The organism is Chryseobacterium cucumeris (genome assembly GCF_016775705.1).
Lineage (GTDB): Bacteria > Bacteroidota > Bacteroidia > Flavobacteriales > Weeksellaceae > Chryseobacterium > Chryseobacterium cupriresistens.
Map to the genome: position 1 here is coordinate 3,078,423 of NZ_CP068760.1, position 21,476 is coordinate 3,099,898.

14 protein-coding genes and 1 tRNA gene are annotated in these 21,476 nt (G+C 35.4%); 10 read left to right on the forward strand and 5 right to left on the reverse strand.

The features are described 5' to 3' along the window. Window positions 1-13 precede the first annotated feature (13 nt). The 7 genes from JNG87_RS13805 (at window position 14) to JNG87_RS13835 (ending at window position 10,954) form a co-directional block, all read left to right on the forward strand. Complete coding sequence (locus JNG87_RS13805; RefSeq protein WP_202838917.1) at window positions 14-4,162, forward strand: TIGR02594 family protein; 4,149 nt, start codon at window positions 14-16, stop codon at window positions 4,160-4,162. Window positions 4,163-4,176: 14 nt separating this feature from the next. Further along, the gene (locus tag JNG87_RS21700; RefSeq protein ID WP_238349593.1) at window positions 4,177-5,487 is read left to right on the forward strand and encodes a hypothetical protein; all 1,311 of its coding nucleotides are present in this window, start codon (window positions 4,177-4,179) and stop codon (window positions 5,485-5,487) included. A gap of 60 nt (window positions 5,488-5,547) precedes the next feature. Beyond that, window positions 5,548-6,759: a hypothetical protein gene (locus tag JNG87_RS13815; RefSeq protein WP_202838918.1), complete on the forward strand. Its 1,212-nt coding sequence runs from the start codon at window positions 5,548-5,550 to the stop codon at window positions 6,757-6,759. A gap of 57 nt (window positions 6,760-6,816) precedes the next feature. Continuing rightward, entirely contained in the window at window positions 6,817-8,094 is a 1,278-nt protein-coding gene (locus JNG87_RS21705) for a hypothetical protein (RefSeq protein ID WP_238349594.1), read from the forward strand. 267 nt (window positions 8,095-8,361) lie between these two features. Next, the gene (locus tag JNG87_RS13825) at window positions 8,362-8,568 is read left to right on the forward strand and encodes a hypothetical protein (protein ID WP_202838919.1); all 207 of its coding nucleotides are present in this window, start codon (window positions 8,362-8,364) and stop codon (window positions 8,566-8,568) included. Between the two features lie 292 nt (window positions 8,569-8,860). After that, a complete protein-coding gene (gene nagB, locus JNG87_RS13830) occupies window positions 8,861-10,789 on the forward strand; it encodes a glucosamine-6-phosphate deaminase (RefSeq protein WP_202838920.1) in 1,929 nt (642 codons plus the stop codon). A 9-nt stretch (window positions 10,790-10,798) separates the two neighbouring features. Continuing rightward, window positions 10,799-10,954 carry a hypothetical protein gene (locus tag JNG87_RS13835; protein WP_202838921.1) on the forward strand — a complete coding sequence of 52 codons (156 nt, stop codon included), beginning with the start codon at window positions 10,799-10,801 and terminating at the stop codon, window positions 10,952-10,954. An 83-nt stretch (window positions 10,955-11,037) separates the two neighbouring features. On the opposite strand, the gene JNG87_RS13840 is transcribed toward JNG87_RS13835, so the two are convergent. The 3 genes from JNG87_RS13840 to JNG87_RS13850 form a co-directional block, all read right to left on the reverse strand. Next, window positions 11,038-11,110: transfer RNA gene (locus JNG87_RS13840), tRNA-Phe, on the reverse strand. Between the two features lie 109 nt (window positions 11,111-11,219). Continuing rightward, window positions 11,220-13,061: a lysophospholipid acyltransferase family protein gene (locus tag JNG87_RS13845; RefSeq protein WP_202838922.1), complete on the reverse strand. Its 1,842-nt coding sequence runs from the start codon at window positions 13,059-13,061 to the stop codon at window positions 11,220-11,222. Between the two features lie 22 nt (window positions 13,062-13,083). Further along, window positions 13,084-14,322: an aspartate kinase gene (locus tag JNG87_RS13850; protein ID WP_202838923.1), complete on the reverse strand. Its 1,239-nt coding sequence runs from the start codon at window positions 14,320-14,322 to the stop codon at window positions 13,084-13,086. A 324-nt stretch (window positions 14,323-14,646) separates the two neighbouring features. Here JNG87_RS13850 and fbp point away from each other — a divergent pair, with 324 nt between their 5' ends. Both fbp and menC read left to right on the forward strand, forming a co-directional pair. Continuing rightward, window positions 14,647-15,663: a class 1 fructose-bisphosphatase gene (gene fbp / locus JNG87_RS13855; RefSeq protein WP_110010152.1), complete on the forward strand. Its 1,017-nt coding sequence runs from the start codon at window positions 14,647-14,649 to the stop codon at window positions 15,661-15,663. Beyond that, window positions 15,663-16,667 (forward strand): o-succinylbenzoate synthase, encoded by a 1,005-nt coding sequence (menC, locus tag JNG87_RS13860; RefSeq protein WP_202838924.1) that lies wholly within the window; start codon window positions 15,663-15,665, stop codon window positions 16,665-16,667. The genes fbp and menC overlap by 1 nt, the downstream gene beginning before the upstream one ends. A 566-nt stretch (window positions 16,668-17,233) precedes the next feature. Here menC and JNG87_RS13865 read toward each other — a convergent pair. Further along, window positions 17,234-18,364: an alpha/beta hydrolase gene (locus JNG87_RS13865; protein WP_202838925.1), complete on the reverse strand. Its 1,131-nt coding sequence runs from the start codon at window positions 18,362-18,364 to the stop codon at window positions 17,234-17,236. Between the two features lie 152 nt (window positions 18,365-18,516). On the opposite strand from JNG87_RS13865, the gene JNG87_RS13870 reads away from it, so the two are divergent. After that, window positions 18,517-20,190, forward strand: coding sequence for a glutamine--tRNA ligase/YqeY domain fusion protein (locus JNG87_RS13870; protein WP_110010149.1), 1,674 nt, complete (start codon window positions 18,517-18,519; stop codon window positions 20,188-20,190). 382 nt (window positions 20,191-20,572) lie between these two features. On the opposite strand, the gene JNG87_RS13875 is transcribed toward JNG87_RS13870, so the two are convergent. Next, window positions 20,573-21,469, reverse strand: coding sequence for a 3-hydroxyacyl-CoA dehydrogenase (locus JNG87_RS13875; protein WP_202838926.1), 897 nt, complete (start codon window positions 21,467-21,469; stop codon window positions 20,573-20,575). Between the last annotated feature and the right edge of the window lie 7 nt (window positions 21,470-21,476).

The following is a 21,476-nucleotide window of genomic DNA, read 5'->3' on the forward strand; positions in this document are numbered from 1 at the left end:
ATGAACAAATGACATGGCGGATAAAGGATACATCATTATAGAAGGAGCCACTGCGTACTGCAGCAGCTCTGTAACCAACAACTCCAATGGTACGGCCGTTCCGATGGAAGTGAAAAGCCAGAAAAAAAAACTGGGCAAAAACAAATATTTTGCACAAAATAAACCTGTAGCGACTTATCTTGATGATAAAGCAGATAGTTTCGGAGGCGGAAACGGATTCGGGAACTGCAAAGGTTCAGACGGGAAAACCTATCCTTGTAAAGGCAAATGCAATATCAAATATAAAGACTACTACGAAAACGTAGAATTCAATAAGAGTATGAAAATCCTGTTGGATGCTTCTACAGGGAACTGTCCGGGATATGGTGTTCCCGGAACAATTGCTTTTGCAACCACCGGGCAGGCCAATAATGTTTCACAGATAGATGTCAAAGAAGCTGATGAGTTTTCAGTAGCCAATACTTCGCCACAATGGCCGTCATCCTCTGCTTCTCAGGCAAGCATAGCAGTGTCATCCATTTCAATGGTAAGACCGATACCGAGTGATAAATTAAGTGGTACTTATTACTATATCAAAGGAATGAATGGCCCGCTTCTTCCTATTATGAACCCTTTTGGTGGTGATAACCTGGACTTAAAAGCCCAGTTCAAAGGTGATGAGAAAAAAATCATCTGGGCGTTGTTCAAAGGGGAAGGAACAAAAGATAAAATAAAAACATTTATTGGATTGGGAAGCAGTTTCAGCCAATCCATGAGTAAAATATTCGATGGACTTACAGAAGGAAAGTACCGGCTGGAAGCTTATGGTAAAAAAGCAGGCGATGCCAAATGCTCTCTCAATGTGGAAGTTATACAGGATTTTGTTAAGAAAATTGTTAGTCCAGGTTCTTCAACGTTGATTAATATTCCTTTACCTCTATCCATTGAACGTAAACTCAACAGTACAACAGATCAGGCAAAAATACTGAACAGAGGATTCTTTATGCCTGTAAATACCGTTCACTGGACTGTAAAGCAGGGAACAGCTGTTCTGTATAACAGTTCTTCCGGAGCTTCTTCATCACACCTTGTTTCTGTAACGGGTGCTGGCGATCGTGTCATTCTTACCTTTAAAAATGCCGGTAAATATACGGTAGAAGCATTTACAGATCCCACAGATCCCAAACCGCAATCTGTGGAGATTAAGATTGAAAACAGTCTGGGTGTCATGGGAGTAAAAGGAGAACCGGGTCTGGTGAGATTCAGTGATACCATTAAAGTGCAGGCTTCGAAGTTTAATGTCAATTATATGCCTTCGGGCACTTCCGTATATTGGTATCTTAAAAAGGAAGGTATAGGAAGAGTAGCTTTATTTGAAAACTCTCCTTCCTTCAGAACAGGTACAATCAATAAAAAGGTAGCTGAACTTCTGTATAATGATGCAAAACTGGGCAGCAATCAATATTTCGGGAAATATATACTCGAAGCTTATGCTAATCCTTTGGGAGCGGGAAAGCAGCCTGGTTTTTCCGGATCAGACTGTTTTAATTTTGAGGTGATTCAAAATGTCATAGATAAATTTACCCTTCCGGCAGCTAATATTCCGAAAGGAACAAAAATAAAATATACGGCAACGGCAAGAATTGCTGCGCTGGTTGGCAATGAAGCCATAAAAATAGAAGTTCCTGATACAGTGACCAATAACGGAGACGGGACCATTACATTCAATGATCTCGGCGAATACACTATTTCTGCCTATTTAACAGGAGATTATACCGATGGAAAGAAAATAGAAGCGAAAGTAAAAGTTTCTGAACCTGCTGTAAAAAGGGCGCTGTGGGCTTATGGAACCGGTGTGAAACGTACCGAAACAGGATTCGGAGAGGAAACCTATGGATTTATTGAAATTGACGGACTGCAGAATCAGACGTTAAAAGTAAAAATCTGGGTAAAAGGCGAAGGTGATGATTTCTATAAAGAGAAAGATAAATACATGCTGGAAGAGAAAACAGTTACTCTTAATAACGAAGGCAAAGCTTCATTCCTTATCATCACGAATGATGATTACAAGAAAAAATTGCTGGCTGCTATCCCTAAAACGACAGAAAATCCGAACCCGTCTTACCGTCTGGTATTCACGGTAGAGCTTCAGGCAGCTTCATCTGCGGATATTGTACTTCCGGGAAATATTACCATTCAGGGAACGAAACCTGTGGTGGTAGACAGCACCACAACTTATCTTGAAGTTTTGGATTCCAATGAAGAACTGACCATCACTTCCGAACAGAAAATTGTATCGATTATGTTCTCTACCGAAGATGGTAAAGATATTCAGCGGATGCAGACTTTCTATGGCAAAACCCATAAGCTTTGGGTTCATACCGTTAATATGACGGAAGAAACTCTGAAGATTGATGTGCTGAAGGAGATTCCCAAAGAAGGATTAAACGAAAAAGATCATATCACCTATACCCACGAAAGCAAACAAAGTTATAACGAGGAAAAAACAGGAAAAGACGGCCTGCTGGAAGTGGCCTTCACCGCAAAAGAAGAATGGAAAAATCCACCGAAAAACTTTGACTATTACATAGCGCAGGTTTCCCGCCAGGTACAGGATCCCGCAGATCCCAAAAAGAAAGTCTGGAAAATAGAAAAAAGCCAGTTTACGATCAACAGTACACTTCCGGCCGATCTGGTTAGAACAGAGGATATGGAAAAACTGGGGATTAAAGCGTATAAAAAAGACGGAACCCCCTTTACAAAAGAAGAAATGCTGGAACTAAGAAAGCAGTTTATCTTCTACGAAAGTGGCTGTCTTAAAGTATCTCAGAAAGAGACCCCCGAAGCTATTGATAATGATGTGATGCCTGTGGTGGTGGAAATGGCGGAGGTGAGAAAACAGAAAACATGCTATTGTAATCGTGATTTTACTGAAAGTGAAATCAGAAGTTTGGTAAAACATATGCGTGGTAAAGAAGAAATATGGGAATCTACAGACATGGATCGTGAAAGTTTTGCAGATTTAACAATGGAGTTGAATGCTATGTTTAGAAAATATGATATTAATAAATGCATTCAAAAAATAGCATTTTTAGCAAATGTTTATTCTGAAACCAGTTTTTTTAGAACAGCAGGAGAAGAATCAAGTTCACATGCCTCGAGTGGATACAAATATAAAGGTCGCGGAATACAGCAGCTTACTGGGGATGGGAGTGATCCTGTTGCATATAAAGATTATGATGAAAAAGTTCCTGAAGATATTGTTACATATCCTGAATTAGTGGCCACTAAACTTTATTTAGCGGTAGACAGTGGCGGTTGGTTTTGGTCAGTTTATAAAAAAATACCAAATTGGAAGGAAAACCCTAATAAAAACTATTCTCAAGCAGAAAAAGATGCAATGAAGTTTAAAAGAGAATACTTTAGTAAGGCATTAGGGAAAACATTAAATGAAACTGCACTATTGATGGAGGATGAAGAAGAACGTTACTATTTTTTAATTTGTAAAGTATTAAACGGCTATACTCTGACTCATAAATTAGAAGTAAATCCTAATGGATGGGCAGATAGAAAACAAGGTCTTTCCAATCTTAAAGCATGGTTTAAATACGATAAAAAAGTATGCGATGGGGAAGTAGTAGCAATGCCAAATCTTGAAGGCAGAGCACCATGGATGGAGCTGGTTTGGAAAGAAGAAGCTAAGAACCTTGTTGAAACCGGAGCCAATAAAGAAATCCAGAAATTTTTTGATGGAACTCCTTATGAAAATGATATGAAAAATGGCACAAAAGATGAAACAGATATCGCTTGGTGTGCTGCTTTTGTCAACTGGATTATGAAACATTATGGTTACGAAGGAGTTACTACAGATAAAGGATATGATGCTGTAAGAGCATTAAAGTGGGCAACTTGGGCTGAAGGTAAAGATCTCGGAAAACCAGTATATGGAGCAATAGCTGTAAAAACTAGATCAGGAGGTGGACACGTAGGGTTTGTTGCAGGAAAAAAAGGAAATAAAGTAGTTATTTTAGGAGGAAATCAATCGCAAAAGCTTTATTGTGTATCTTATGATATTTCTGACTATTTTGCATATGTTGTTCCAAAAAATTACGAAATTACTGATGCCGATTATAATTTACCAGAATATAAAGGAAATCCCGGCGCAAAAGGATCTGAACTTTAAAATATAAAAGGAAAATGAAACATAGAATTTTAATGAGCCTGCTTTTTATTTCTTCTGCTTTAGTATCATGTCAGGATAAAAAGGCTGAAAATAATAAGAATGTGACAACTATTACAGAAAGTTCAGTAGGTCTGCAATTTAATCAAGATGTTAATACTATGCTAAAAAAACAATTAGAATACGGAAAACCTTCTTTTGATAATCCATACCAGTATTCCGATAAAGATTTGGAAGTAGCAACTCCAATATTGAATCAATTACTTTTAGATAATGGTTATAAAGCTATTAGAAATGAAGAATTTAGTAATAAAATAAAACAGATTTTTAACCGGATTATTGATAAAAACTCTACCAGCAAATTTCTGTATATCAATTTAATTGATAAGTGTGACAAGGAGTTGAATTTTTTTCCAAATAACGCAGAGAATAATGGTGTATTTGTAGTTAAAAATCAGAACTTCATTACTGATCTTTATCCACTTCCCTTGATTATTGATTATCAAAAAACATATAGTGAAGCAGCTCAGGAAGAAAATTCGGCTTCAAAAAACTATAAAGATGCAAACGGAAATGAAGTTAAGAAATATTTATGGAAAGATATGCCCAATCTGAAGGAGCAGAGAAAGAAGAACATACAAACATTAGTTGCGCGTAACCTCTATTTGTTTAATGATAATAAGGCTCAATACAAATGGCTTACCCTTAATGATTCATATTTTATGGAGGCTTTAGTAAAAACTTTTGGCTACACTCAGGATATGGATTTATTGAAGTGGGTTATTGAAAGAACAAAATTTGATAAAAAAGACCCGTCTGATTATGGGAAATTGTTTTGGGTAAAGCAATGTGATGAAACAGTAAAAATACATGCTAATACTTTTAAAATTTTACAAGAGATTTATACTCCGGATATAACAAACGATATGTCAAATGAGAATAGATTTTTACTTGATTATATCAAAGGATATCTTGAATATTTTGCTGATTTTAATAACAAAGAAACAGGTGTTTCAAAGGAAGATAAAGTGAAAATACTTGCAAATATTGTTTATTTTGCTGAACAATATAAGTATGACAAAAGATTTGTTTCAGGACATGGAGATAATTCTAAGATGATGGGAAGGTTACGATTCTTTTTAGATCAGGAAGAAGTAGATATTCTACAGAAAAATAATTATTTCAACCTTTCAAAATTTAAAGAATGGTGGGATAATGCAGACTATGACGAATATTTTGTCGAAGAATGTGAGTACAATGGTACTTGCGGTCCAGATAATCAACCTATGAATGTTATAGAATGGCGAAAAGAACATAGTAAAAAATAATATATCAAGCACAGTCAGAAATGGGTGTGCTTCTTTTTAATTGTGAAACACAGATTTAATATGATGAAAATACTAAATGTTTTGATGGTACCTCTACTATTCGTTAGTGGTAATAATAACGGGCAAGAAAAAAAAGATATTCATTCTATTATTGGTACAAAATATAAGAGTGATAGTATCGTCGAAAATGTCTTAAAAAAACAACTTAAACAGGGATCAACCTACACTATTGATGAGGCTGGTGTTGGACTACCAAAAATTCAATTTGAGACTAAAGAATTGGAAGCAACAGCCATAGTAGCTCATGAATTATTAAATTCAAATGGGTATAATACTCTTGGTACTGAAGATTTTAATAAAAAAATCAAAAATATTTTTGGAAGAATCATTGATTCAGATTCTCAATCACATTTTTTATACGTTAACTTTTTGGATAAATGTGATAAAGAGTTTGTTATGTATCGTAATAATGGAGTTGATTACGAAGGCCTGTTTATAGATAAACAAAGAAAATTAATTACAGATTTGTATTATATACCTGAGCTTATTGATTATAAAAAAGAATATTCTAGATTAAATGATTTTGAAAACATCAATATAACAAGAAAATCAAGTATAGATAATTTGGATATTACAATTCCACATTGGAAAGATGTTACCAATTTAAATGAAATTCGGAAAAAAACTGTTCAAACCCTTGTAGCAAGGAATATGCTTCTTTTCAATAATAATAAATCTTATGCGGGCTGGTTGGCAGAGCACGATAAAGTATTTGTTAAGATGCTGGTGAAAAACTTTGGATTTACTAAGGAGCTACAGTTCAATGATCTTGTCATGAAAGATTATTTAAAAGCATATCAAACCTCTTCTGACATCGGCGATATTATTTTTGTAAAAAACTGTAAAGGAGAATTAGAAATAAGAACAGAGTTATTAAAGTATATAAAAGACCATACAAAAGCAGACGAAAACAGGCTTTTGAATGCTTTGGAGAATTTTGGATATGTATTGAAAGATAATATCAATTTTACATTAGATGAAAAATATAAAATACTTGCTTATATAGGAAATACAGTTGATCCTTTTTACTTGAATTTTGCAGGTGTTAATTCTGGGAATGCTATATGGAATGCTGAAAGCTTACTTTATAATAGTGTAGTTAAAGATAGAAATATTATTTCAGTATTTCAGAAAAACAACTATTATGGGCTGCCTGATTTAAAAGATAGCCTGATAAGAGTTCAAGCAATTATTGAACATTCTTCTGAGTAAATTTAATTAAAAAATAGCACAGTTGGATTTAACTTTGCTTTTATTAAAAACACAACGATGATAAAAAGAATTTTATTTTTCCTGGCGGTATTGTTGTTAAATAATTTTCACTCCCAAAATACAGCTGTAAATCCCGATATCTCATTTTTATCCGTTCTGAAATCACAATTGGCAGCTGGTGTAAGTGGAGAGAAAAGTGAGACGGATTATCCAACCTATAACTTTGCATTGAAAGATTTACAAGCTACAGAATCTGTTATAGCAAAAGAATTAGATGATAATGGATATAAAAAACCAAGTGCAGAAGAATTCATTACTAAAATTAATATGATCTTCAAAAGAGTAATTGATCCTAAATCAGAGTCAAAGTATTTACATATCAATTTTGAAGATAAATGTTCGAAGGACCTGAAATTGTATAAAAATTCAAACAGTATCGATGTAAATCCATATAGTACTTATATTTTTAAGAATGGATCTTTCATTTCAGATTTATACAGTATTCCTGAAATAATGGATTATACTAAAAATCCTGAATTATTTCAGTTTGAAAAAGATGCTGAGAATAATAATCATGCAGTAGAGGTGAAAATATATTACTGGAAAGATTTTACAGATTTAAAAGAGATTCGTGAAAGAAATATTAAAACAATTCTTGCCCGCAACCTCTATCTGTTCAATGATAATAAAGCTTGTTATAAATGGCTTACTCTTAATGATTCATATTTTATGGAGGCTTTAGTAAAAACTTTTGGCTACACTCAGGATATGGATTTATTGAAGTGGGTTATTGAAAGAACAAAGTTTGATAAAAAAGATCCGTCTGATTATGGGAATTTGTTTTGGGTAAAGCAATGTGATGAAACAGTAAAAATACATGCTAATACTTTTAAAATTTTACAAGAGATTTATACTCCGGATATAACAAACGATATGTCAAATGAAAATAGATTTTTACTTGATTATATCAAAGGATATATTGAATATTTTGCTGATTTTAATAACAAAGAAACGGGTGTTTCAAAGGAAGATAAAGTTAAAATACTAGCGAATATTGTTTATTTTGCTGAACAATATAAGTATGACAAAAGATTTGTTTCTGGATATGGAGATAACTCTAAGATGATGGGAAGGTTAAGATTCTTTTTAGATCAGGAAGAAGTAGATATTCTACAGAAAAATAATTATTTCAACCTTCCAAAATTTAAAGAATGGTGGGATAATGCAGACTATGATGAATATTTTGTCGAAGAATGTGAGTACAATAGTACTTGCGGCCCGGATAACCGACCTATGAATATTACAGAATGGCGAAAACAACATCCTAAAAAATAATATATCAAGCACAGTCAGAAATGGGTGTGCTTCTTTTTAATTGTGAAACACAAATTTATACGATGAAAATACTAAATGTTTTGATGGTATCTCTACTATTCGTTAGTGGTAATAATAACGGGCAAGAAAAAAAAGATATCCATTCTATTATTGGTACAAAATATAAGAGTGATAGTATCGTCGAAAATGTCTTAAAAAAAACTTAAACAGGGATCAACCTACACTATTGGTGCAGGACTACCAAAAATTCAATTTGAGACTAAAGAATTGGAAGCAACAGCCATAGTAGCTCATGAATTATTAAATTCAAATGGCTATAATACTCTTGGTACTGAAGATTTTAATAAAAAAATCAAAAATATTTTTGGAAGAATCATTGACTCAGATTCTCAATCACATTTTTTATACGTTAGCTTTTTGGATAAATGTGATAAAGAGTTTGTTATGTATCGTAATAATGGAGTTGATTACTAAACTGAAATTTTAATCATTTTGTGAACTTCCCGAACATTTTTGCTTTGAATGTACCTATGATTTCTACCGGAAACAGTTTGAGAATACAGTTGAACTCCATATAAATAGATATTGCCAATCTTCCGAACGCCACAAATAGACTTTATCTTTTTAACTTTAAAGTATTGATAATTAATTATATAATGATATGATGTATATATGAAGTATCTCTTTTATTTGTTTTTTTTATTGAAATTAGAAATACAAGTTCTATATATAATTTAATTTTATCACTTTCCAAAACCAAATTACTATGTTAAAAAGCACAATAGATTCTTCTACAGGATTTGAAAAAAGATTTGAAAAGATAGAAACGGTTATTTTCACGGATTCACTTTCAGCTTCAAAATCCGTAGCAAAAGAGGTTTCAGACCTTATCCGTGTAAAGCAGTCTCAAAAACAACCCTGCATTTTAGGTTTGGCTACCGGCTCCTCACCCAAGAGCTTATACGCTGAATTGGTACGCATGCACAGAGAAGAAGCATTGAGTTTCAAAAACGTAATTGCTTTCAACCTTGACGAATATTATCCTATGGAACCGGATTCCGTACATAGTTATGTTCGTTTTATGAAAGAACTGTTGTTTGATAAAGTAGATATTCTTCCTGAAAACTATCACATTCCTGACGGAACATTATCTAAAGAGGAAATAGCAGATTACTGTACAGAGTACGAACTTAAAATAGAAGCCTTAGGTGGGATAGATTTGCAGATTCTGGGTATTGGCGGTAATGGTCATATCGGGTTTAATGAATCGGGCTCCCTACAAAATTCCAAAACCCGTCTTGTAGCTTTAGATCATATCACAAGAGTAGCAGCAAGCAATGAGTTTTTGGGGCTGTCAAATACCCCCAGAACAGCTATTACATTGGGAGTGAAGAAAATAATGGAGGCGAAAAGAGTAATACTATTAGCGTGGGGTGAATCTAAATCAAATATCATCAAAGAGTCTGTAGAAGGTCCTGTTACCAACCTGGTGCCGGCTTCTTATTTGCAGGAACATAAAAACGCAACTTTTGTATTGGATCAGGCAGCAGCTCATAAACTTACCCGAATTAATACGCCATGGCTGGTAGAAAAAATAGAATGGACTGATGCATTAACCCGAAAAGCAGTTTTGGGATTAGCCCAAAAAATAGAGAAACCTATATTAAAGCTTACCGATTCTGACTATATAGAAAACGGAATGAGCGATTTGTTAGCAGACAAAGGTCCTGCTTATAATATCAATATCGAGATTTTCAATAAATTACAACACACCATAACGGGTTGGCCGGGAGGTAAGCCGGGAGCAGATGACAGTAACAGGCCAGAAAGGAAAGCCCCCGCCAAGAAAAGAATCTTGATATTCAGTCCGCATCCGGATGACGATATTATCAGTATGGGCGGAACTTTCATACGGCTGCACCAACAGGGGCATGAAGTTCATGTAGCTTATCAAACTTCCGGTAACATAGCCGTAGCAGATTCTGAAGCATTGCGGTTTGCCAATTTTGTGTGTGATTACAATGAAATGTTTGGCATCGAAAATAATGCAGCGCAAAAGATTTTTGACAAAGCCATCAAATTTTTGCAAAATAAGAGAAACAGTGATATAGATATTCCTGAAGTAAGACATATAAAAGGCTTAATAAGAAAAGGGGAAGCAAGATCTACTTGTTATTACGTGGGAATACCAGACACCCATATTCATTTTTTGGAAATGCCATTCTATGAAACAGGCAGAATAGAAAAAAAACCATTGAGTACAGAGGATATAGAAATTGTAACAGATATTATAGATAGCGTAAAACCACATCAGATATATGCGGCAGGTGATTTAGCAGATCCTCATGGAACACATAAAGTGTGTCTGGATGCTGTTTTTGAATCTGTTAAAAATTTAAAATCCAAGGAATACATGAAAGATTGTTGGTTATGGCTATACAGAGGAGCATGGAAAGAATGGTCTATAGAAGAAATAGAAATGGCAGTACCATTAAGTCCGGATCAAATTTTGGAAAAACGCTATGGGATTTTCAAACATCAATCTCAAAAAGATGGAGTAGTATTTCAAGGGACAGATACGAGAGAATTCTGGCAGAGAGCAGAAGAAAGAAACAGAGAAACGGCAGAGACCTACCATAAAATGGGACTTGCTACCTATGCTGCCATGGAAGCTTTTGTAAGATGGAAGTTCTAAAAACAGTTCATGTCCTTTAAAAGAAAGAATTTTATCACAAAAATGCAGGTATTGAAATCGAATTTTGATAAATACTTTGGAAGCTACAGATGGAAATTCCCATATTTTGTGTGGGAATTTCTCTACCTACAGCTGTTGGCAGAATATATCGGACAGATTAACTAAACTTTTTGTATAGCCCTAATAATTGTGCTTGATCATTACTCCATAAAAACAAAAAAACCTCTGACTAATCAGAGGTTTTAAAGTGGTTTCTCCAGGAATCGAACCAGGGACACATGGATTTTCAATCCATTGCTCTACCAACTGAGCTAAGAAACCATTATATTTTTGTTTGACTTACTTCGTTGTTTTAAAGTGATGCAAAAGTAGTAAGTTTTAGTATACAAAGCAAGTATTCATCGTACTTTTTTTAAATAAAGTTAAAAACTTACTGATTATCAGTCGGATTATTTTCCTGCTCTTTTCTGATCTGTTCACTCATCTCTTCCAATACCGGTTTAATCGTGTTTTCCGGAAGATCACTGATTCGGATATACATCAATCCATCGATCGCATCGTTGAAGTTTGGATCTACGTTGAAAGCAATTACTTTAGCATTTTGTTTAATGTATTTTTTGATCAGAACAGGAAGTCTCAATTCAGGTTCAAGATCATCAATAATCTTGTCCAGCTTATTCAAATCAGACTCCATTTCCTCAAAGAAAATGTTTTTATCTCTGTCACGAAGCTTTACTTTATATTCATTCCTTGGAGTGATATACTGAGCTACTGCAGAATCAAAATAATTGGAACGCATAAACTCAATCATCAGCGATTTTGAGAACTCAGAGAACTTGTTCGAAATACTCACGCCACCCATAAGGAATTTATGATCAGGATTTCTCAGACATACATGCACAATCCCTCTCCATAAAAGGAAGAGTGGAAGAGGTTTCTGCTGATATTCCTGGCAGATGTAAGCACGACCCATTTCAATCACTTTTTTGAAGAAAGGATGAATGTCCTGTTCAAACTCAAATAAAGAGCTTGTATAGAAGCCTTTGATGCCGTATTTCTTCATTACCTCTCTACCCAATGCCATTCTGTAAGCACCAGCCAGTTTTTTCTCACCGTTATCCCATAGGAAAAGATGGTGGTAATGTTTGTCATACTCATCAAGGTCAAATGGAAGATTACTTCCCTCACCTACTGCACGGAAAGTAAGCTCTCTCTGACGTCCGATTTCCCTCATAATAGAAGGGATTTCTTCGTAAGTCGTAAAGTAGATCTCATAATTTCCGTTACTGAAAAGCATTTTATCAGTTCCTCTCAGTTTATCAACATCTTTGATAATGTCTTCCAGAGGTGTTTCATCAATGATATTCTGAACAATATTTTCCTCCTTGAGTAAAGGAAATTTGACAGATAAATTCTGAAGGTTAATGCTTTGAGCAAGGGATTTTCTTTTTTCATAGTAAGATTTCATCATATACACCTTACGTTTCAGAAACTCTCCCAATTCCTCAATCGTTTCCATGTCGTCCATTGCCTTTACGGTAATAGGACGTCCGATTCTGATTCTGATAGGTTTTTCCCTGTCATTCATCATTTCTGCAGGAAGCATAAGAGTTTGTAAATTCGGGTGAAGCTTGGCTACCTGATAAAAAAGTCTGCTGTTCTTGGCATGGAAATACATAGGAACTACCGGCACTTTAGCCATTCTGATAAGCTTAAGTGCCGTCTTTTCCCAATCTTTATCTAAAATCTCTCCGTAAGGATTGTTTTTGTTGGAAACTTCTCCTGCCGGAAAAATACCTACACAGCCTCCGTTTTGTAAATGCTTGAGGGTTTCACGCATTCCCGAAGAGCTGCTGTAAGCTTCTTTTCTGTTTTCAAAAGGATTTACAGCGATTACATACGGCTCCATAGGTTTGATCTTTTCCAAAAGGAAATTCCCCATTACCTTGAAATCCGGACGAACCTCTGTCAGGATCTTGCACATCAGAATACCGTCAATAGCACCCAGCGGGTGATTGGAAACGAGAATAAACGGTCCCGTTTTCGGAATCTTTGCCAGATCCTCTTCAAAAGCTACATAGCTTAGGTTTCTTTCTCTCACAAATGAGTCGAAAAAGTCTTTGCCTTCCTTGTCTTTTAATTTATCGTATAATTTATTTACTTCGTTTATTTTAGCAATGCTCATCACAGCAGATGCTACCGGGTTCTTGAGAAACCCAATTTTATTTAAGCCGGAAGCTTTGATCAGATCGTTTTTCGAAATTAAACTCATGTGTGTTTAGTCGCAATTAATATTATTGTGTTACCATTTGAAGAGTATTCTTGGAGATTTGTTCCAATAATACATTTTTTTCATGGTAAAATTTATCAATGTGATCCTTCTTCGCATTTCTTACTGTGAATAAAGATACATTTTTAATTGCTTCGGTTTTAAAAATTTTTTGAAGCTCTTCATTGAGCTCATCAATATGATTAAATTTATCCTCAAGGCACAGTGCCAGAGAGATAGCAGAATTCTGCATAAGGGAAACTTTAATTTTGTATTTGGATAAATATCCAAAAATAAGGCTCATGTGATCTTCTGCAATGAAAGAGAAATCTCTTGTAGAGATTTTCAAAAGATCCTGATTTTCTTTCAGAATATAAGATTCTTCCTGTTGATTTTTATCAGAAGCACCCACTTTTGTTCCTTCTTTGGTAGGCTCTACAAAAGATTTTACATAAAAAGGAATGTTTTTTTGCTGTAACGGCTGTAATGTTTTAGGGTGAATTACACTGGCACCATAATAAGCCATTTCTATAGCTTCCTCATAAGAAATATTGGAAAGAAGGGTTACATCACTGAACTTTCTCGGATCTCCGGTCATTACTCCCGGAACATCTTTCCATATCGTCATTGCTTCAGCATTTAAGCAGTAAGCAAAAATGGCGGCGGAGTAGTCGGAGCCCTCTCTTCCTAATGTTACCGTAAAATTGTTGTCGTCAGAACCGATGAATCCCTGAGTTACATAGCAGATTTCAGGATTAAGATGGGAAATAAATTCTTCCGTTCTTGTCCAGTCTACCGTACCTTCCCGGTATGAATTATCCGTTTTTATATAATCCCTGGCATCCAGCCACTGATTTGTAAATTGGATCTCATTCAGGTATTCACTCACGATTTTAGTAGAGATCATTTCTCCACAGCTTACCACCTGATCGTATACGAAGTTGTAGTTGGGAGATTTATTTCTTCGTAAAAAAGAATCAATATCATCAAAGAAAAGATTGATTTCCGCAAAAACCGCATGATTTTCAGGGAAAAGTCCTTCCGCAATCTCAATGTGCTTTCGTTTTATCTTTTCAATCTCAGTTTGATAATTATCTTTTTTGAAATAAAGTTCTACAACTTTTTCCAACTCATTTGTCGTTTTACCCATTGCTGAAATCACCAGCAAGCATTTGGCAAATCCCTGGCTTTTTAGAACCATGGACACGTTTTTTACACTGTCAGCATCTTTTACCGATGCTCCACCAAACTTGAAAATTTTCATTAAATTGTTAAAAATAAAATTGTTAGATAAAAAATTACATGAGTTTTTTACGGACGTCAAAATTATAAATTTACAACGAGATATGAAATAGCCTTATGCGGAGATAGAATTAAGATTTCCTTAAAATCAACAATTCATGAAATAATCTCAAATTTTTATAAGCATGAAACAGCAAATTCGGAGGCATAATTTTCAATAAATGGGTTGGGTAATGTTAAGTTTTGTTTGTATCTTTCTGAAATACAGTAACTAATCTCTTTTTTAATTTAATTTTCTCAATGCGATAAATTTTCCGAAATTTGGGCAAAACGTAAAAAGAAAAATATGTCAAATCAACCATTACAGACTTTAGGAGAATTTCTTATAGATAAACAGGACGATTTTCAGTATTCTACAGGTGAATTTTCTCGTCTTCTAAGTGCAATAAGATTGGCTTCGAAAGTGGTAAACAGAGAAGTAAATAAGGCCGGAATTGTAGATATAACAGGAGCTGCAGGAAACCAGAACATCCAAGGAGAAGAACAGCAGAAACTTGATGTAATCGCTAACGAAATTTTTATTACGGCTTTGTCTCAGAGAGAGGTTGTTTGTGGTATTGCTTCTGAAGAAAATGATGATTTTATTGATATCAAATGCGGTGAAAACGGACATTTAAGTAAATATGTTGTACTGATTGATCCTTTGGACGGATCTTCCAATATTGATGTAAATGTTTCTGTGGGAACTATTTTCTCCATCTACAGAAGAGTTACAGAACCTGGAACTCCGGTACAGCTGGAGGACTTTTTACAGAAAGGTATCAATCAGATTGCTGCGGGATATGTTATTTACGGTTCATCTACCATGATTGTTTATACAACTGGTAATGGAGTAAACGGATTTACATTAGATCCGTCTCTAGGAACATATTATCTTTCCCATCCTAATATGACTTTCCCAAAAACAGGTAAAATCTATTCTATCAACGAAGGAAATTATATCAAATTTCCTCAGGGGGTAAAAAATTACCTTAAATACTGCCAGATGGAAGAAGGTGACCGTCCTTACACTTCAAGATATATAGGTTCTTTAGTAGCGGATTTCCACAGGAATATGCTGAAAGGGGGAATTTATATTTATCCTTCTTATTCACAGGCTCCGAATGGTAAACTAAGGTTGTTATACGAATGTAACCCAATGGCATTCCTTGCAGAGCAGGCCGGAGGAAAAGCAACTGACGGATTCAGAAGAATTTTGGAGATAGAACCTACAGAACTTCACCAGAGAATTCCTTTCTTCTGTGGAAGTATCGACATGGTGGAAAAAGCAGAAGAGTTTATGCGTATCGACAGCGTAAAATAATGGAAGCAACTTACGTACAATATTTATTACAATTTAAGCGCCCGAGTGGAACATCTCGCGGCGTTTTGCTTGATAAAGAGACCTTCATTCTGACAATTTCCAAAGAGGGAAGAAAAGGAGTAGGGGAATGTGCTGTTTTCAGAGGGCTGAGTTTTGATGACAGACCTGATTATGAAGAAAAACTGAAGTGGCTTTGTGAAAATATTAATCAGGACAGCGTTTTTTTGAAGCAGGAACTGAAAGAGTTTCCTTCAATCTGGTTTGGATATGAACAGGCCATTCAGAATCTAAAATATGGAGGCAGCCTATATTTTCCAAGTGAATTTACTGAAGGAAAGTCTGCCATTACCATCAACGGTCTGATATGGATGGGCGACGCAACGTATATGGAAGAACAGATTCAGGAAAAACTGGAAAAAGGCTTTCACTGTATCAAATTAAAAATAGGTGTGGATTGGAAATCTGAGCATATTATTCTTCAGAAATTAAGAGAAAAGTTTTCCAAAGATCAGTTGGAACTGCGTGTGGATGCCAATGGAGGTTTCAGTAAAAACGAGGCGGTGATGGTTTTACAGCAGCTTGCTGATCTTCATATCCATTCCATTGAGCAGCCTATCAAGGCCGGAAATTGGGATGAAATGGCTGAGTTATGTGAAAAAACACCTACTCCGATTGCATTGGATGAAGAACTGATCGGAATGATAGATTCTGAAAAGAAGAAACAGCTTTTGGAAACAATCAAGCCGCAATGTATTATCTTGAAACCTGCATTAGTAGGAGGTTTTTCAGGTTCTGATGAATGGATTTCCCTTGCAGAAAATCAGAATATAAGCTGGTGGATTACTTCAGCATTAGAAAGTAATATTGGATTGAATGCCATTGCTCAGTATACTTTTACCAAAAAAAATCCAATGCCTCAAGGTTTAGGCACTGGAGCTTTATTTGTCAATAATTTTGAATCCGTTTTAGAACTCAGAAATGAGCTGCTTTGGTTCAAAATATAACTGAAAAAGTTAATTAGCATAATGGTGGAGGTGAATCCGGACATGTAGTTTGCCCACAGTAGTCAGGTGCCCATGCTCTGCAGCACATCGCTGCCGGATCCCAGTTGTTGCACCCAAGAGGTGGTCTTCCCCCTTTGACTTTTTTATTTTCCTCTTTTTTTTATTACATATCTCCTTGAATTATTAATAATTCAAGGAGATATGTAATAATTCCACGAATATTTAGATAGTATTGAATATGGATTTGGTTGGTTTCAGTTTTTCACCTGCAATCCCTTCCTGTTCAGAATATTTGAATTTTTTTTAATCCGGTCTGTAGGAGGACCTGGCAGTTATAGATCGAATATTTTGTTGATTTAGAGGTTGTTACTCAATTAAATCACATCTTTTACGAAAATGGCTTTCTTTATATAGTTTAATATATTAGAAAACCTTTTTTTAATCTGTCCCATAATTAAAAATTGTAATTCCCTAACAAATGAATTAGCAATCATTGTGCCATACTGATATTTTTTAGCTGATTTTTAACGTATAATTCATTTTTTGGAGATTATTTTAATTATTTGTTAAGAAAAAATTGTGAAAATGTTTTCATTATCTTTAGACCTGTTGGAAATAAGATTTCTGTCAATTCCATATAAATTTTGGAAAATATCATGCTGTACCTGCGAACTGGAAAGATATCCCCAATGGTTTCCTGCTTCATATTTAAAATTGTTAAGCAGATCATCTTTTACAAAGGTACAGTCGATGACAGACACAATATCTTTATATTGATCAATACCGCTCGGACCATTTTTACCCAGCCTTGGGGTGAGAATATTTTTCGTAAACTGAGAAGCCGCCAGAATAATATCCTGTCTGTTTAAGTAAATAGAAATCCTGTTAGCCAGTAAGGGCAGCTTATTAAATGAATCCTCAGCATCTTCAAATACTTTATAGCTCACATCAGCATTTAACAGGAGAACCTGGTCGATAACACGAAGGATATTTTCCCTTTTAAGGCTGTATAACATACTTTGAAGCACTCTGTTTCCCATAGAGTGAGCTACAAGATGTATTCTTTGATTGCAGGGAGCAAGATCCCGGTTGGAAAAAATATCTTTTAAAAATTGAGTATAGAAATAGAACAATCTCATCAAAGATGTTCCCGAATTGATGCTGGAAGCTTTATCATCAAAATAACTCAACGGAATTATACTGCCGGAGGCGGGCCAGCTCACAAATAAAATATGCTCTACAGGCGATGCCGGATTATCAATAAATATTTTTTTAAGGTCAAGTATAGCTTTTAATTCATCATCAAAATCATATAAATAACCATGGATGAATATCATTACATCACTTCTGTCTTTGGTGGAAGACATGTTTTTGTACAGTTCATAAAACATTCTTTGGGTTCCGCCAAGATTATTGGTTGTTAGAGAGGATTTTTTAATTCCTTTTTCGCTCAGCAATACCTCCAGAACTTCTTCATAACCCTGTTTTTCGGGTTCAGAAAAAAGCTTGTAATTTAAAATATTTCTGTTGGTATAATCCTTTTTCTTTTTGATTTGTGCTGAAGGCTCCTTATAGTTCTCAAAATCGCACCTGGCGATTCTGAAATTAGGAATCGAGTATTCTTCATTGGAAAAAGAGTCTACTCTTTCACCTTTATGCCGGATAATTTTCCGGTTACTTAAGATATAAACAGCCATAACGGTTAATGGTTAAAATGGTATTAGCTTTCCGAAATTAGTGAAAAATATTGAAATACAACAGGTAAGGCATTTAAATTACCACTTTTACAAAAGCTTATTTTTCCGTAACTTTGTGAAACTTTTTTTGCTAAAAAATAAAAGCTACTTTAATGGAAGAAGAAAAAAAATCACTCAATTTTATTGAGCAAATTATAGAAGATGATCTGGCAAACGGTCTGAAAAGAGAGCAGATTCGTTTCCGTTTTCCGCCTGAACCTAATGGTTACCTGCATGTAGGGCATACAAAAGCCATCTGCATCAATTTTGGGCTGGGCGAAAAATACAATGCTCCAGTAAACCTTCGTTTCGACGATACGAACCCTGAAAAAGAAGAACAGGAATTCGTAGACTCTATTATGAAAGACGTTGAATGGCTGGGTTTCAAATGGGATAAAGTTTTGTATGCATCCGATTACTTCCAGCAGCTTTACGATTGGGCAGTTCAGTTAATTAAAGAAGGAAAAGCTTATGTAGATGAGCAGCCTTCTGAAGTGATTACCGAGCAAAGAAAAAATCCTGCAGAGCCGGGAATTGAATCTCCATACAGAAACCGTCCTGTTGAAGAATCGTTAGATTTATTCGAAAGGATGAAAAACGGAGAGTTTGAAAGCGGTTCGATGTCTCTTCGTGCAAAAATCGACATGGTTTCGCCTAACATGAATATGCGTGACCCGGTGATGTACAGAATTTTGAATAAACCTCACCACAGAACAGGTACAGCCTGGAAAATTTATCCTATGTACGACTGGGCTCATGGTGAATCCGATTATATCGAACAGGTTTCACATTCCCTTTGTTCTCTGGAGTTTGAAAATCACAGACCGTTGTACAACTGGTATCTTGACCAGGTGTATGAAGAAGGAAAGGTTAAAAACAAGCAGAGAGAATTTGCAAGGATGAATGTTTCCTATATGATTACTTCCAAAAGAAAGCTGCAGAGACTGGTTGCTGAAGGGGTCGTAACCGGATGGGATGATCCTAGAATGCCTACTATCTCTGGGATGAGAAGAAAAGGATTTACTCCGGCTTCTATCAGAAACTTTATTGAAAAAGTAGGGGTTGCGAAAAGAGAAAACCTTATTGAAATTCAGTTGCTTGATTTCTGCGTGCGTGAAGACCTGAATAAGGTTGCCAAGCGTGTGATGGCAGTAGTAGATCCAGTGAAATTAGTGATCGAAAACTATCCGGAAGATAAGGAAGAATGGTTAGAAACTGAGAATAATCCTGAACAGGAAGATGCAGGGACAAGAGAAGTACCATTCTCAAGAGAAATCTATATTGAACGTGAAGACTTCAAGGAAGAAGCTAACAATAAATTCTTCAGACTTAAATTAGGAGGAGAAGTTCGTTTGAAGTCTGCTTACATCATCAAAGCTGAAAGAGTGGAGAAGGATGAAAATGGTGAGATTACAACGATCTACGCTACGTATGATGAGAAGAGTAAGTCAGGAAGCGGAACAGAGGAAAGTTTAAGAAAAGTAAAAGGAACTTTACATTGGGTATCTGCAAAACATGCTATTCCTGTAGAAGTAAGAATCTACAACCAACTGTTTACAGTGGAACAGCCTGATGCGGAAAAAGATGTAGACTTCTTGAACTTCATCAATCCTGAGTCTGTAACTACAGTGAAAGGATTTGCTGAACCGAGCCTGAAAGAAGTTGCTGTAGGAGAACCATTACAGTTCCAGAGAATCGGATATTTTACAAAAGATCAGGATTCTACTGAAGATACCTTGGTATTCAACAGAACAGTAACATTGAAAGATTCTTATAAACCTGAATAACTTTCAGGAATAGATCATAAAACAAAAAGCAGGACTTCAAATGAAGTCCTGCTTTTCGTTGTTTTTGTTGGAATACGCAACGGCGCAAAGAAATTCATTCATTCTGAATATTTTTAAGACGCGAGGAAATCGAAGATTTCCGGCATGTGTTATACTAATTAATTGATAAATGTTCTAAGCTCCAGGGATCAACAAATATCAATTTTATCGTAGATAAAATCTTTGCGTCTTAAAAACGGGTTAAAAAATAAACTTGCGCCTGCGAATTCCAACAGACAAAATTAAATCAGAATTAATCTTAAGAATAATTGATAAGAAAAAATCAGGACTTGCATTGAAGTCCTGATTTATTTTAATAGCTAAAAATCTGAAATTTAAGATCCTACTTCAGGAAATCCTTGTCCTGATAGGCGGGATTTGGATATTTATAAAATCCTTCCCCGGTCAATACTCCCAGTTTTCCTTTATCAATATATTCTTTTTTTAATTTTTCTACAGCTTTTATCTTTAGTGGATCCTGAGTTTCTTCAGCTTCCATCTTATTGATATTATAAGCCGTCGTAATTCCTACAATATCCAGAATACCAAATGGCCCTGCTGGTGCTCCGGTAGCTACCATCCATGTCTTGTCAATCGTTTCTATATCTGATACTTCATCAACCCATAGATTGACTGCAGCGCCAAGCAGCGGAACCAATAATGAATTGACAATATACCCGGGTTGTTCCTTCTGGATAGGCAGTGCTACCATTCCAATTGCTTTCGCAAATCTGATCACAGAATCAAATACCTGCTGAGAAGTTCCCGGATGACGCATTACCTCTCCGGTATTATGCTTCCAGATTTCATTGGCAAAATGGAGGGCTACAAATTTCTCCGGTCTTCCTGTAGCCTCAGCAAACTGACTTGGAAGAAGAGTAGAAGAATTCGTTGCAAATACTGTTTTTTCAGGTGCTACCTGAGCCAGTTTATGATAGAATTCCGTTTTGATGGCTGGATCTTCTGGAACAGCTTCTATCAGAAGATCGGCATCCTTTACTGCTTCAGCAAGATCAGATGAATAGCTGATATTTTTGAATGTAGCATCAAGTTGTTCCTGCGTTGCGCTGAGATCTTTTTTGTAAGCTTCACTTAAAGCGGTGAATTTACCTTTGGCTTTTTCCAATACTTCATCATTGATATCATATACGGTAACGTTAAAACCGTGATAGGCCGTTTGGAAAGCGATCTGATATCCCAATACGCCGCTTCCCGCTATCGTTATATTTTTAAAATCCATGAGATTT